Genomic DNA, 13892 nt, shown 5'->3' with positions numbered 1-13892 from the left:
AAATACAGAGTAAATGGATTCACCCGGAGGATAGCATGAAAAGATGAGCAATTTAAAAGACATCAAACACCATTCGTCTGATTCTCCAGCTCCTTCAGATCAGAAGCATCTTTCGCAGGGGATGCACCAAAAAACCTGGAATATTCCCGATTAAATTGAGATGGACTGTTGTATCCCACTTCATACGCTGCATTCCCAACGGTATACCCTTGATATACTAAAAGCTTTCTTGCCTCCAATAATCTTAATTCTTTTTGAAATTGAATGGGGCTCAAGCCTGTCATTTGTTTGAATTTTCGGTGAAATGTAGTTACACCCATTCCGGCTTTGTCTGCCATTTGTTTTACTTCGATGGGTTCTGTATAACTTTCCCGTAGCCATTTTACAGATTGATGAACATTCGGGATGTCACCATCAGTATGGCAGAGCTGTTTGAGACGCCAACCTTGGGGACCAAGAAGTACCCGATAGAGGATTTCCCTTTCATACGCAGGAGCGAGTGCAGGAATATCCTCCGGGTTTTTCAGAAGGCGCAGTAACCGGAGCCATGCATCAATAAACTCTGGTGTAGCATCACAAGCCATAAATTTGTCAGAGCTATTTGATTCAGGAAGGCCATCAGAAATGTCATTCAGTAAATCCATTAATCTGTATAGATTCAAAGAAAGGCCTACTGATAAATATGGTAGTCCCTCAGATCCCTGATGTACTCGCCCCGTTACCGGAATTTCGAGGGGCACAACAAAATAGGAGGGAGCTTTCGCGTAAATCACCTGATCACCAATGGTAATTGTTTTGCTTCCCTGAACTACAAATCCAATCATCGGTTCATAGATTGCCGCAAGTTGATGTTGAGGAACTTCACCCTTTATTATCCATACTCCCGGCAACTCGGTTTTTGTAGGATCCGTGCCGGCGTTACTTGTCAACTGAGCGATTTCACTAATTGCTTCCTTTATCATACAGAATACCTCATGCTATTTTTAGGTTTATTCTGATTGAGTAGTGTAAGGAAAAGGTGCATTGTGTTTTTAGACAGGTAGGATTAGGCAATAAATCGGTATGATCAGATCTTTCCGTGCGGACAGAAATATCCTATACTTTTTTTATTTAAATCACAATAGGAGAAACCAATGAAAATAGCAATCATAACAGGCGGAAGTAACGGAATCGGAAAAAGCACAGCCCTTGAACTGGGAAAACGCGGGGTTAGTGTCATCCTAACCTATCATTCCCATAAAGAAAGTGCAGATGATGTGGTTCGGCAAATTGAACAAAACAATGGAGTCAGGGCCATAGGACTAAAATTAGATCTGAGTCAAAAATCAACCTTTGACGATTTTACACAGCAAATAAGGGAGAGTCTCCATGAGGTTTTTCAGAGAAACAGTTTTGATTATTTAGTGAATAATGGAGGCATTGGCGGTGGAATGATGTTTCCGGAGATGACTGAAGACTATTTCGATTTGATACTCAATACAAACTTTAAAGGACCCGTTTTTTTAACTCAACAGCTTATCCAACTAATGGAAGATGGCGGACGGATTGTAAATACATCAAGCAATTCAGCGTCGCTCACTCCTCCGGGCTATTCAGTTTATGGTTCTTTAAAGGCAGCTCTGTCAACCTGGACACGTTATTTGGCGAAGGAGTTGGCGCCGCGACAAATCCGTGTGAATGCCGTTTCTCCGGGCCCGGTTCACAGTAATTTCGGCGATGGAGTATTTGACAAACACCCCGAATACATCAAACCTTTGGCAGATCAAACGGCACTTGGAAGAATTGCCAACCCGGATGATATTGGCAAGGTAATTGTAAACTTATTGTCTGATGATTTTAGCTGGGTTACTGCACAGGACATTGAAGTTTCAGGTGGCTTTATGTTGTAAATGTTAAAAAAGGTGAAGCATAGTTGTGACAGAAACCAATGAAAAATGTGTTTAATTAATAACCTCTCCGTTATTATTAGCCAATTTTTCGCGCCATTTTTGGATTTGCTCCGGTGTTTGTTTCATCCACTCGGTTACTTCACCGACAATTTTTAGAGGTGACCGGGAGCGATAGGAACGTGTCGGATTTCCAGGGAATTTTTTATCCGTAACATTTGGGTCATTTTCAAAACTCCCGGTTGGTTCAACAATATAAACCCGTTCAGAGCCCTCACCTTTAGCCAATGCTGCTGCAAGTCCCGCTCCATTGACAAGGGCGGTGAAATAGATGTGATTCATTTTGAGTTCAGATTTGTAATTTGATTGGTTACCAGCAATCAGCAAATCCCCGACCTGTAAATCTGCTTTCGTCCCGTGATAGAAGGGACCTTTGTCAGAAGGTTTATTCTTGTACGAAGTTGCCAATTCATGATTCTTTTTTGCCTTGGCAGGTCCACCTAAATCTTCATAGCATTTGGCAATCTTTAAGTAGAGAGAAGGGAAAGCACTCGCAACAGTATCATCATTTAGCTTTAATGCATGCATCAGAGTTGTTTCCAGCCATTTTAATTTATCATGAACATTGGTTTGATGCCGTGACACACAATGAGCTGCAATAAACTTTTCAAAATCGTTCAATGTTTCGTTCCAGGCCTGGAGAAAACATTTGACCGCTTCTTTGGGTTCGCCCTTATCTTCCAGTTCCATCCCCTTAAGACAGAGCTTGACAATATTGTTGTTTGGATTGAATTCCATTTGCTGATTATTCTAACCTGAATATTTTATCCTTTTTCATAATGAAGGATGATAATCCCGCTTTTGCAGGTGATTGATCGAATCAACTTTAGCGGCTGCCATTGTTCCAACATCGAGAAAGCAGATTCACCTTTTCCAATGTAATTTTAATCTTCTCATGAACTGGGTACTATTTATTAGAAAAAATCAGAGTTAATTGATCCAAACAAGCGCTAAAGCCTTCTTTAAAGCCCATTTCTATGATTTTTTCGAGGTCTTCAAGGGATTTATGCTTGATCTCGACATACACCGTAGTAATTCCATCAGATTCGCTGAAATTAACGATCCAATCAGAGTCAGGAAGGGATTCCGTTCTGTTTCCATTACTGTCACAAAAGCCATCACTGTAGGAGAAATTATCTTTTGGGTTGATGGATGTATAATCAGAAAAAGCCCAATGTTCTTCTCCGTTTGGCCCAACCATTGCGTATAAACGTCTTCCGCCTTCACTGAAATCCATGGATTTGGTCACGGATTTCCATGGTTTTGGAGCCCACCATTGGTCCAGAAGTTCGGGGTCGGTCCATGCAGCCCAAACATCCGATTGCGGAGCGTCAAATTCTCTTTTTACGGTGATCGTGTTTGTTTCCTTGTTTACAAGGAAGTCGAATTGTGGATTCATGTTCATTTTTCCTTCTTTTTTATTGTTGATAATACATTGTCAAGTTGATTGAAACGGTCTTCCCAAAGCTGTCTGAATTGTTCCAGCCATTTGTCTACCTCTTTTATTTTCTGTGGACGAATATGACAAAACCGTTGTCTTCCTTTTTTTCGGATGATGATAAGTCCGCTTTCATCCAATATTTTGATATGCTGCGAAATTGCCGGTCGGCTCATTTCAAAATTTTCAGCAATCGAATTCAGGTTTAGCGGTTCTTCAGCAATAAGGCACAGAATATCCCGCCGGGTTGGATCTGCTATAGCCTGAAATACATCTCTGCGTTTTTCCATACAATCTTTTGTGTAAGTAAATGCTTACGTAAATATATAGGTAAGTAAATACTTACGCAATTACTTTTTGAAATTATTTTGGTCTGATAGATTAACTAAGAGAGTCAGGAAAGGAGAGGAGGCTCTCAGAATGAGTTATTTGAAAAGTCACATAACAATCTCTCGTGTGAATTGACTTTCAGGCACTTTTTCTTGAAGTGTAAAAATCAACTTAGCAGGTCATTGTTGTATCGGTTTATAATAGATCAGTACGGCACCGCCACGAAACGTTTTTGTCTTGATGAATGTAAGAATCGTTCTGGCTTCGATATTTTCAAACAATGGCAACCCGCTCCCTGCAACAACCGGGTGAATACAAAGTTGATATTCATCAATCAAATTAAGTTTCATTAGCTGTATAATTAAACTCCGGCTGCCAACAAGAATGTCTCTACCTGATTGTTGCTTAAGTTCTAAAATCTCTTCCTCTAAGGAACGCTTTGCAACGGTTGCACTATTCCATTCAACATGATTCAATGTATGAGAAAAAACGATTTTTGGAATTTTGTCTATGGCTATAGCAAAGTCATTCATCGATTTTTCTTCTGAAGGATTTTCTAACAGTGTCCGCCAAAACTCCATAAGTTGATACGTTATTCTGCCATATAAAATCGCATCTGCCTCGCCTAAAAGTTCTTCATAGTGTTGGTGTATTTCTTCATCTGGCAGTCCTGCCGTATGGTCACAAACTCCGTCAAGTGTCATATTGATTGCTGCAATCAGTTTTCTCATTGAAGTCTATTCTTTAATGTTGTCGATAGTTGTTACTGTCATTTTAAAATGATCGTGAAGTGGTGGTTAGGTGACAAGTTAGTATTCGAGTTCATCCGGGTACACATCGGTATAGTCAGGTTCAGGATTTTTCTTGAATTGTACGGCATCTATAGTATCCCATCCCAGGATATAAGCCTTGCCAACTCTATGCATTCCATCCATCACACGGCCATCTTCGGCGAGTATGATCGGATAATTTAAATCAGCTTCCCGGATTAGAATAGCATGTTTATATATTGATCGGCAAGTGGGCTCGTTACCATGATGAAACCAGTGATTCTCATCAATTTCTCGAATTAAATCCAAACGAATCTGTTTAACTTCTGAGTTTTTTGTCAAGTTTATGAGTCGATCTACATCCCAAGCATAGAATCCATTTTGAGATGGACGAAAATAGTATTGTTTTCTCATAACAAATTAATCAGTTAGAGCAATTGCCACATAACGACATTGCGCATAAGTTACACTCAAATGTATGTGGATTTGTTAAATAAGGAATCGAGAGTTAAAAGCCAGAAAGCCGGGCCCGAGTATTGCGGGCGAAGTATGTTTGCATAATCATACAGATATCAAAATTCGACGATGAGAAGATGTTCCGAATCACGGACCGCTTATTTTTTTAATGGATGGTTTTACTCACTGTTTTAGACCACTCGATTTATTCTTTATTCTACTTAATAACCGTAAGCTTGCGTGTGAGTATCTGCCCGCCGGCCCGCAGTCGATACATATACACTCCGCTCGACAGCTCACTCGCATCGAAGCTCACCGTATGGATGCCCGCACTCATCTGATCGCTCACCAGCTCGGCTACCTGCCGGCCCGCTATATTGTACACCGCCAGACTTACGTGATTCGCCTGCGGAAGGTTGTAGCTAATCTGCGTGGTCGGGTTAAATGGATTCGGGTAGTTCTGCTGCAGCGCCAGGTTGCCCGGCAGCTCTCCATTTGCAATATCATCCTTAATTTGTCCGCTGCTGATCACCAGTTCAAAGCGCGACGGTTGTTCTCCGGTTGCTTTTTGTACCGGGTTCTGTGGGCGTAGATCCTCTTTAGCAGTTTTAGCCGCTACCGTGGCCAGGCTCTCAAAGTGGTACTCCCCGCCGGGGTTTAGCTCTACAATCTCGCCGGTTTTACTGTCGCGCAAGTAATAATTGTAGCCATTCTCCGGCAGGGTCCATGAAAACGTGTATGCTCCGCTCTCGGTGGTGGCAAACCCCACCGGAATCACTCTCTGCTCTCCGGGGTGTTCCGGAAGTGATAGCAGCGCATGCGGACGCCCATGCCTGTCATATGCTGCCAGTTCGGTATAGCGGCTCGCAAGGCCCGTCGAACTCAGCTTCGGTGCATCCAGATCATCCAGCTTCTCGTCAGCATCCTGATGGAACAGCACCCGGGTTCTGCCGCTATAGCCAGGCGTTCTGTCATACTCTACCTGCAGGCTCAGCAATTCAGGCATCGCTTCAGCAGGTGTATTATTGACTTTTGGGGCTGTGCCAAACAAGTCGTCATAGCTTACATAGCTCTCTGTACTGATTCCAAGCTGTGGGGAGGCATCGGTCGTACGTACCCAGAAACCAGCAAACGGGGTCACATACACCGGCGCATCAACGGCACAGCTACGGCTTATATACCCGCCGTTATTATCATTCTCGGTTTGATCCCACACAGTAATGCTGCCGGCCAGGTTGGTGGCTTCATCGATCATCTGGCATACGTCAATAGCTACAGGATGCGGGTTGGCAATCAAATAATAGCTGTTACCCAGCTCGTCTTGGTTTATATCATAATCCAGCTGTCCGTCAAAGCTGAAACTCCCGTCCAGTGGATTCCACGGGCCCTCATCACTCAACGATTTTGGGAAGCTGGTACTGCCTTTCTGGTCGTCAGTGTAAATATACACCAGCACCGTCTGGCCCTGGCTGATCGACTGTCCAGCCGAGGTAGGCACTACCCATTCGAAGGCTTCCTGGTTAAAAAAATACACGTTTGAGTTGCTGTCCGTCGGCCAATCACTACCCGGGAAACCCTGTGTCCACACCGGCGAAAGGAACGCGCCAACGGTCTGCTCGCCGGGGCTGGTTAAAAAGTGCCAGCCTTCCTGTTCAATATCTAATTGTTTGGCTGGCAAATCAATGTTCACCGTCCGCTGATTAATACCGGCGCGGTAGGTAAAGCTATCGTAATTATAGCCATATTTGGTGGGATCGGTTTCTAATGGGGAGTAGGTAAGCCCGTCCTGTTCCACCTGTACGTCATTGACCACCTGCCCTTGGGTAACCGGGTTATCGCCCAAGGTGAGAGTGCCGAATTCCGGAAGGGACACCAGGGTCAATTCATTATCGTCGTCAAATTCAAGGGATGAAGTGGCAAGTACAGTTTCACCTGTTCGGCGGTCCGGATCAAACCCGCCAATTTTAATAAGCCCCGGCACGGGGTTTTCCGCCAGCGAGGCATCAAAGGCGTCGTAGGTAAATGCAGTCAGGTAGGGATAGGAAATGTAGTCGTTATCCTGCTGGTCGGCCAGCTGCCAGACATCCTCACTTCCGTTGTCGGTTTCCCCGGTAAGATCCCAGCCGGCATCGCTAAAGGTACTCAACGTTTTTAGTTCAGTAGAGTTTTTTCCTGTTCCGCCTGCACTTATTGGCTGCCCGGAGGTCTCAGTATCCCAGAATGAGTTCGTGACAGTGGCATCGTTATCTCCAATCAACCCTCCAGCGGAGCTGCTTCCATCAACAAATCCATAAGCGTATGAATGGCTTACCGTTCCGGCACTGTTATATCCAATAAGACCACCAACATTCGAACCTCCATTTACTGAGGCTCCCGAAAATGAACAGCTCACGGTATCACCCGAATGACGGCCGATCAGTCCGCCAACAAACGAATCACCTGTTACAGACCCTGTAACGTAAACCTCCTGAATCAATCCTGAATTTATCCCAACGAGCCCGCCTACACCGGTGTTCCCTTCAACGGAAATATCAATCAAGGCAACCTTTTGGATAGATGCATTTTCGGTATATGAAAACAGGCCGACTTCCGATTCATCGCGATTTATTTCCAGGCCGGAAATAGTATGTCCTGCTCCATCAAAAGACCCCGTAAATTTGTCGGTAGAATTTCCGATCGGCTCCCAGCCTTTTCCGTCATTGGCCAGGGGCCCGCCGTCTTTTACGTACGTGGCATATCCGGCTGTATTCTCATCCAGATTGTTGTTCATTATATAATAAGCCGAAAGTTCGTTGCGTACGTTATTTAAATCCTCCCAGGTGCTTATTTGATGAGGTGATCCTTCTGTTCCGGTCGTAAGGATCTCTGCTGAGAAATTATCAAACGTAGCCGTTGCGCCTTGCAGGTCAGACGTATTACTATCTCCAACAAATAAGCCAACCCCGCCACTCTGGTAAGAGTTATCCGTAAAAGTCACGGTTCCGAGTGGAGTATTCAAATCATCCAGCGAATAGATACTGCCTGTCAATTGGTTGCCAATCCCGGTAAAAACCATCCGGTATCCCGCTTCAGGGTCGAGATCTTCTGCCAAAAAAACGCGGTCATCATTTGGTACAGACGACTCATTTTCCACTTTCTCGATAGCAAGTGCCGTATTGCTGCGGCTTGCCTTGGGGCTGTAACTAAAAAGATAACCATCGGTTGTACCCAGGCCGATATTATTCACCCTGGCTATGATGCCAAACGTCTGCGGCAAATCCGCATCCCAATCAACCAGGTCTACGCTGATACGAAAGTTTGATGCTGTAATCCCCGAAAGTGTACTGCCCACACGTGCGGGCCCGTAATCTGCAACCGGCGGGGCTGTTGTTGAGAGTTCATAAGCCCCACTTGGAAATGCAAAATTTCCGTTTCCCAGCGGATCATATTGATCCCAGCCGGCATCATTCCCGTCATCAAAGTTATCACTCTGAACAGATTCGGGAGGGAAATAGGTAACCGATGATTCAGCATAAACCTGGAGGCTTTGGGCTGCTTTTGTATAACTAGTTGGGATTATCAATAAAAGTAAAATGACCAGGAGCTGTTCTTTCTTCCAATGATAAGGGGAGGCTGACTTTGTTGAGTTCATATGGTATAGTAGATAATTAATGTATCCCGAGAGGAAGTTGTACCGCTGCAAAGATTACCCCTTACATATCCCCGTTCAGACCTGTTTATAAATGCCGTGTTCACGTAGTTAATGGTACACGGCGGTGTATGAGAGTTTTTTAATACGGAGTAAGGTAATCAAATTTTCGAAAGGTGCGAAAAAGGGGGAGTTTACTTTTCTTGCAAAACAATTGGCCGCAATTCATTAGCTCGAATACGTAACAAAAAAACTAAGTACATCCCTGGTTATTCAATATCCTTTGACAGGATTTCACAAAAGCTTGGATTACTTTATCAGTTAAAATAACTACCAGAACCCCATTTGATTTTAATGGCGGATTATTTAATATCCGAAAGTTATATGAGTAGATATTTGTCGATATATATTTTTGTCATTCTGACAATTGCTTCCCTTAGCCAGACTTGCCATGCACAGGAAAGTGCAGGTCGATTTCTGTACTGGCTGAAAGACGATCCGGTTTCCATGTTTTCGGCTATTGGCCACCAGGAGGTTTATACAATGGCATCTGTAGGGGTGGGGCTCACCGCCATTTCCCTCGGCGATGACCTTTCAAGCCTTCATTTCCAACAGAAGTATAGCAAATCTGATGTGCTCCACTTTACAAATGTATGGGGCGATTGGAGAATAGCAGGTGCAGTTTCCGCAGGTCTTTTTTCATCCTCACTGTTTACCAAAAATCAAAAATTCCAAGATGCCGCATTTACTTCCCTGCAGTCGTTAATCATGACCAATCTTACGGTGAATACAGCGAAATTTCTTTTTGCGAGAGAACGGCCTGAAGAGATGGAAGGCCCTTATGATTTTGAATTTGTAGAAACGGGTTCGTCTTCATTTCCTTCCGGTCACACAGCCACTGCATTTGCTGTTTTAACACCGTGGGTCATTTACTACCCCGGGCCGGTAACCTACGCACTGATGACCATTCCTGTAGGCACGGCTATTGCACGAGTGGCTAAAGGCAGGCACTGGCTTAGCGATGTAACCGCCGGTGCAGCAATTGGATTTTCGATGGGGCAATATTTGGCGAAGAAACACCTCAATGTACAAATGGATCGTATTCAATTTATGCCTTCTGTCGGTTCGGACAACCTTTCATTAGCGGTAAATTTTAAATTTTAAAGAATTCGTGACTCAACCAGAGGGTTACTTTTTCCGCATCGATTTTTTAAGATTCTTAAACATTTTTCCAAATTTCTTATCCTTTTGCCGTTTATCCACATATGTCATGTTGTAATAGGCGGCTTCCTTCTGGATTTTTAGATAGTTTTGATATCTGCTTTCTTCGATCAATCCATTCTTAACCGCTTCAATCACGGCACAACCCGGTTCATGAATATGCGTGCAATCCTTAAAACGGCATTGATGGCTTAAAGAATTGATTTCATCGAAGGTCTCTTCCAGCCCGGTATCTACGGAAAAATTACCCAGTTCCCTCATTCCGGGCGTATCAATAAAGATGGGGCCGGAATCAAGCCGGATGAGTTGTCTCCGAACAGTTGTATGGCGACCTTTACTATCTTTCTCCCTCACTTCATGCACATCCAACAAATTTTCACCAAGCAATGTATTAAGCAGCGTGGTTTTACCCACGCCTGAAGATCCAAGTAAACAGTAGGTTTGGGCAATTTGAAGTTCTTGCTTTAAAGCATCAATCCCGTCTTCTGATACACTGCTGATTGCAAAGAACGTGTATTTTTGGATAAGTGGCTGTAGCTGTTCATAAATATCAGTACGTTCTTTTTCTGTCAATAAATCCGTTTTGCTGAGAATAATTATTGGCTGGATGTTACTGTCATTGGCCATAACCAGGTATCGTTCCAGCCGGTTCAGGTTGAAATTTGAATCAGCTGATTGTACGATCAACGCATAATCAATATTGGCTGCTATCAGCTGAAATTCCACTTTTTTACCGGGATCCTTTCGCTTCAGAACCGATTTTCTGGGAAGTAATTGATGAATGATTGCATGTGAATTTTGATCGAAATATTGTACCACTACCCAATCACCCACAGTCGGATAATCAAGGCTGCTCTCTATACTGAAGAGGAATTTTCCTGAAAGTTCAGCCTGGATTTCATTTTTTCCACTGCTGACTTTGTAATTATTCTTATTCACTTCAACAACCCTTGCCACTGCGAATTCATCATTTAACAAATCAAACTCTTTTTGGGTAAACCATTCATCATAGCCCAATTGTTCTACTGATAAATCCGGAAATTCTTGTTTAGGAATGTTTTGCTGGTGTGAGGACATATCTCTTGGAGCTTTAATAAAAATGTATAACAGTATGATACATGTTTATGGTCTATGGAACCTGTTTTTTTAACTGATATTTCTTTAATTAAGTGCTCGTCATCAACTGTATCAAAAAGAGTTATTCAATGTCAGACCAAAACATATCGCGAAGAAAGATGATCCGGAACAGCAGTCTTGCTTTTTTGGGAGCTGCCACCGGGTTTGGATTTTTGAAAAGTAAATCATCAGAAAGAGGATCAAAAAAATCTCATGATTTACCGTTTCGAATCAGTATGAATACATCCACATTGCAAGCCTATGAGTTGCCCGCAGATGAACAAATCAGGATGGTGGCCGATGCCGGGTTTGACGGCATCGAAATGTGGGTTCGTGATATTCGGAGCTATATCGATGCCGGTGGAACCGCCAAAGAACTTGGGGATCTACTTTCTTCAAATAATCTTCTGCTCGAAAATATGATTGGTTTTTCACAATGGATCAGTGATGATGCGGATATACGGAAAGAGGCTATCGAGATACTGAAAAGCGACATGGAAATGATCGCCGCAATGGGAGGGAAGTACATTGCCGCCCCCGTACAGGGAATTGACTCAATCGACCCAACTAAATTTCATGATTATGCGAAGCGATACCGGGCTATCCTGGAACTGGGTGATGAAACTGGTGTAATTCCCATCCTTGAAGTTTGGGGAACCGGTACGCTTCACAAGGTATCAGACTGTACACATATTGCAATTGAATCCGGCCATCCCGATGCTACGGTTTTGTTTGATTTTTACCATGTGTATCGCGGAGGTAATTCCTGGGAGACTATCAATCTGGTTAATGCTGCAAAATTACCCGTGATGCATATGAACGATTATCCTGCAAATCCACCGCGTGAGAAGCTGACCGATGCCGACCGCGTATTTCCTGGCGAGGGAATTTGTCCCTATCGTGAAGTAATCCCAAAACTATATCATGCGGGATTCAGAGGTGGTTTTTCCGTTGAACTCTTCAATCGCGGATATTGGGAGTCGATGGATGCAGAGACCATTTTGAAGGAGAGTTATGATCGAACGCATTCGGTTTTAACCAAAGCGATGGCAGCAGTGGAATGAGGATATTTTCAATCTTACGTTAAGAACGAAAGCCGGAAGGAGACATCCCCACACGTTTTCTGAAAAAATTTGAAAAGTGAGCGACTTCCTCATATCCAAGGCTGAAGGCCACCTCAGAAATGGTCCAGTCGGTTTGTTGTAATAGAATTTTTGCCTCTTTCACAATCCGGTTGGTGATAATGTCCGTTGTGGTTTTTCCCGTATTCTCTTTAAGGACTTTGTTCAGATGGTTTACATGAACGGCTAAGCGTTCGGCATATTCCTTGGCTGATTTAAGATGTAATCGCTGATTGGGAGATTCGATAGGAAATTGCCGTTCCAGTAATTCTACAAAAAGAGTCATAATCCGTTCTGCGGCATTATGTTCGGAATGAAGAGTAGTGGCCGGTTGAAGTTTTTGTCCGTAGTGAATGAGTTCCAATACATAGTTCCGCAGCAAATCATATTTAAACTCATAATCCGATGCTATTTCTTTTTCCATCTTTTGGAAAATGATTGCGAGTTCTTCGGCTTGCTTGTCGGTAATCTCAAACACCGGATATCCGCCTGATCTGAAAATTGGTAATTTATCCAAAACTACGCCGCTTTTGTTTTTATCGAGAAATGAATCTGTAAACACACAAAACGAACCTGCCTGGTTTTCGTCCAGTGGAATCCAGTGGTAAGGTACTTTTGGGGTGGCAAACAATAAGGCATTCTTTTCAACCTGGATCACTTTGTCGGCATATTCAGCACGATTTTTCCCTCTGATGAGACTGATTTTATAATACGCCCTTCGGTTGTAAGGCATTTCACCGTGGCGTTCCATTTTCTTCATAGTTTCAGAAATATCAAAAACATTAAAATGCCCAACCTCTTTATTGATTCCGGGAGGAAGAAGTGTTTCAATATCCCGTCCGGTAAAATCGGCGGCTTCTTTATAAAACTCCTCCAGGGATGTGCTTTTTATCTTTTTCATTGAGGGTAAATGGTTTGTAAAATTCAAAGGTAGGAAAAGGACATGGCAATTGCTTATGTAATAAAAAAGGTATCGCTTTTTGAAGGCGATACCCATGATTTGTTCATCAGAGGTTCATTCCGCCAGAAACCTCAATACGCTGTCCATTAATCCAACGTGCTTCCTCAGTACATAAAAAAGCAACCACGCCGCCAATATCTTCCGGCAAACCGGCCCGGCCTAAGGCAGTCATGTTAGCAACTCTCTCATTCATTTCCTTATTATCGCGAATATGTCCATTGCCAAAGTCAGTTTCAATAGCTCCGGGCGCAACAACATTTGCTGCGATACCACGAGATCCAAGCTCTTGTCCAAGGTATTTTGTAAGCACTTCAATTGCTCCCTTCATTGATGCATAAGCGGAAGATCCCGGTATCGAAAACCTGGCTAATCCCGATGAAATATTGATGATTCGTCCTCCGTCATTTATAAAGGGAAGTGTTTTTTGAGTGAGAAAAAACACGCCTTTAAAATGGATATTCATCGCCTGGTCAAACTGTTCTTCGGTGGTTTCTGCAAATGGAGAATACAGAGCTGTCCCTGCATTATTGATTAAGAAATCAAATGTTTTGGAACCATTTTGTTCTTCCAGATACTCCGTCAATTCTTCTATAAAAGTATCAAAGGAGTTAACATCCGATGTATCTAATTGAAAGGCTGCCGATTGCTGACCGAGAGATTGAATTTCATTCACTACCTCTTCGGCTTTTTCTTTATTGTTGCGATAGGTCAGAATCACATCTATGCCTTTTTGGGCAAGGCTAATGGCCATATTTCTACCAAGGCCGCGACTTCCCCCGGTGACTAAAGCGATTTTACTGTCTGTCGTTTTCATTATTAATTGTTTTTGAATGATTTTTGATTGGATTGAATATCATAAGAAGTGGAGGAAAGCTGTTTGCAATCATCAATCCATCATTTGCAAA

Annotated in this window: 13 protein-coding genes; 3 read left to right on the top strand and 10 right to left on the bottom strand. The window is 43.1% G+C overall.

Features of this window, described 5'->3' with window-relative positions:
* Positions 1 to 62 precede the first annotated feature (62 nt).
* A complete protein-coding gene (locus L0B18_RS14055; protein WP_370647595.1) occupies positions 63 to 959 on the bottom strand; it encodes an AraC family transcriptional regulator in 897 nt (298 codons plus the stop codon).
* Positions 960 to 1133: 174 nt separating this feature from the next.
* Between L0B18_RS14055 and L0B18_RS14050 the strand changes: the two genes are divergently transcribed.
* Positions 1134 to 1889 (top strand): SDR family NAD(P)-dependent oxidoreductase, encoded by a 756-nt coding sequence (locus tag L0B18_RS14050; protein ID WP_234572426.1) that lies wholly within the window; start codon positions 1134 to 1136, stop codon positions 1887 to 1889.
* Between the two features lie 51 nt (positions 1890 to 1940).
* Here L0B18_RS14050 and arr read toward each other — a convergent pair whose 3' ends face one another.
* The 6 genes from arr to L0B18_RS14020 all read right to left on the bottom strand — a co-directional run bounded on the left by arr (position 1941) and on the right by L0B18_RS14020 (position 8571).
* Positions 1941 to 2354, bottom strand: a complete 414-nt coding sequence (gene arr, locus L0B18_RS19895) for an NAD(+)--rifampin ADP-ribosyltransferase (protein WP_370647594.1) — start codon at positions 2352 to 2354, stop codon at positions 1941 to 1943.
* A gap of 499 nt (positions 2355 to 2853) precedes the next feature.
* Complete coding sequence (locus L0B18_RS14040; protein ID WP_234572424.1) at positions 2854 to 3345, bottom strand: SRPBCC family protein; 492 nt, start codon at positions 3343 to 3345, stop codon at positions 2854 to 2856.
* Positions 3346 to 3347: 2 nt separating this feature from the next.
* Entirely contained in the window at positions 3348 to 3674 is a 327-nt protein-coding gene (locus L0B18_RS14035; protein ID WP_234572423.1) for an ArsR/SmtB family transcription factor, read from the bottom strand.
* 219 nt (positions 3675 to 3893) lie between these two features.
* Positions 3894 to 4445: a dihydrofolate reductase family protein gene (locus tag L0B18_RS14030; RefSeq protein ID WP_234572422.1), complete on the bottom strand. Its 552-nt coding sequence runs from the start codon at positions 4443 to 4445 to the stop codon at positions 3894 to 3896.
* A gap of 78 nt (positions 4446 to 4523) precedes the next feature.
* Positions 4524 to 4898 (bottom strand): hypothetical protein, encoded by a 375-nt coding sequence (locus L0B18_RS14025; protein ID WP_234572421.1) that lies wholly within the window; start codon positions 4896 to 4898, stop codon positions 4524 to 4526.
* A 259-nt stretch (positions 4899 to 5157) separates the two neighbouring features.
* Positions 5158 to 8571 carry a T9SS type A sorting domain-containing protein gene (locus L0B18_RS14020; protein WP_234572420.1) on the bottom strand — a complete coding sequence of 1138 codons (3414 nt, stop codon included), beginning with the start codon at positions 8569 to 8571 and terminating at the stop codon, positions 5158 to 5160.
* Between the two features lie 381 nt (positions 8572 to 8952).
* On the opposite strand from L0B18_RS14020, the gene L0B18_RS14015 reads away from it, so the two are divergent.
* Positions 8953 to 9732 (top strand): phosphatase PAP2 family protein, encoded by a 780-nt coding sequence (locus tag L0B18_RS14015; protein ID WP_234572419.1) that lies wholly within the window; start codon positions 8953 to 8955, stop codon positions 9730 to 9732.
* A 24-nt stretch (positions 9733 to 9756) separates the two neighbouring features.
* Here L0B18_RS14015 and rsgA read toward each other — a convergent pair whose 3' ends face one another.
* A complete protein-coding gene (rsgA, locus tag L0B18_RS14010; protein WP_234572418.1) occupies positions 9757 to 10866 on the bottom strand; it encodes a ribosome small subunit-dependent GTPase A in 1110 nt (369 codons plus the stop codon).
* Between the two features lie 128 nt (positions 10867 to 10994).
* Between rsgA and L0B18_RS14005 the strand changes: the two genes are divergently transcribed.
* Positions 10995 to 11969, top strand: a complete 975-nt coding sequence (locus L0B18_RS14005) for a sugar phosphate isomerase/epimerase family protein (RefSeq protein WP_234572417.1) — start codon at positions 10995 to 10997, stop codon at positions 11967 to 11969.
* Positions 11970 to 11988: 19 nt separating this feature from the next.
* Here the strand turns inward: L0B18_RS14005 and L0B18_RS14000 are convergent, their stop codons facing one another.
* Positions 11989 to 12927, bottom strand: coding sequence for a helix-turn-helix domain-containing protein (locus L0B18_RS14000; protein ID WP_234572416.1), 939 nt, complete (start codon positions 12925 to 12927; stop codon positions 11989 to 11991).
* Positions 12928 to 13033: 106 nt separating this feature from the next.
* On the bottom strand, positions 13034 to 13801 hold the full coding sequence (locus L0B18_RS13995) for an SDR family NAD(P)-dependent oxidoreductase (protein WP_234572415.1): 768 nt from the start codon (positions 13799 to 13801) through the stop codon (positions 13034 to 13036).
* Between the last annotated feature and the right edge of the window lie 91 nt (positions 13802 to 13892).

The organism is Rhodohalobacter sp. 614A, assembly GCF_021462415.1.
In the GTDB taxonomy this organism is placed as follows: Bacteria; Bacteroidota; Rhodothermia; order Balneolales; family Balneolaceae; genus Rhodohalobacter.
This window is presented reverse-complemented; position numbering and strand designations above follow the sequence as displayed.

What these genes read in the sequence shown, in the direction of transcription:
- L0B18_RS14050 (WP_234572426.1), top strand. Translation starts at nt 1,134, where the DNA reads ATGAAAATAGCAATCATAACAGGCGGAAGTAACGGAATCGGAAAAAGC.
- L0B18_RS14040 (WP_234572424.1), bottom strand. Translation starts at nt 3,345, where the DNA reads ATGAATCCACAATTCGACTTCCTTGTAAACAAGGAAACAAACACGATC.
- L0B18_RS14035 (WP_234572423.1), bottom strand. Translation starts at nt 3,674, where the DNA reads ATGGAAAAACGCAGAGATGTATTTCAGGCTATAGCAGATCCAACCCGG.
- L0B18_RS14030 (WP_234572422.1), bottom strand. Translation starts at nt 4,445, where the DNA reads ATGAGAAAACTGATTGCAGCAATCAATATGACACTTGACGGAGTTTGT.
- L0B18_RS14025 (WP_234572421.1), bottom strand. Translation starts at nt 4,898, where the DNA reads ATGAGAAAACAATACTATTTTCGTCCATCTCAAAATGGATTCTATGCT.
- L0B18_RS14020 (WP_234572420.1), bottom strand. Translation starts at nt 8,571, where the DNA reads ATGAACTCAACAAAGTCAGCCTCCCCTTATCATTGGAAGAAAGAACAG.
- L0B18_RS14015 (WP_234572419.1), top strand. Translation starts at nt 8,953, where the DNA reads ATGAGTAGATATTTGTCGATATATATTTTTGTCATTCTGACAATTGCT.
- rsgA (WP_234572418.1), bottom strand. Translation starts at nt 10,866, where the DNA reads ATGTCCTCACACCAGCAAAACATTCCTAAACAAGAATTTCCGGATTTA.
- L0B18_RS14005 (WP_234572417.1), top strand. Translation starts at nt 10,995, where the DNA reads ATGTCAGACCAAAACATATCGCGAAGAAAGATGATCCGGAACAGCAGT.
- L0B18_RS14000 (WP_234572416.1), bottom strand. Translation starts at nt 12,927, where the DNA reads ATGAAAAAGATAAAAAGCACATCCCTGGAGGAGTTTTATAAAGAAGCC.
- L0B18_RS13995 (WP_234572415.1), bottom strand. Translation starts at nt 13,801, where the DNA reads ATGAAAACGACAGACAGTAAAATCGCTTTAGTCACCGGGGGAAGTCGC.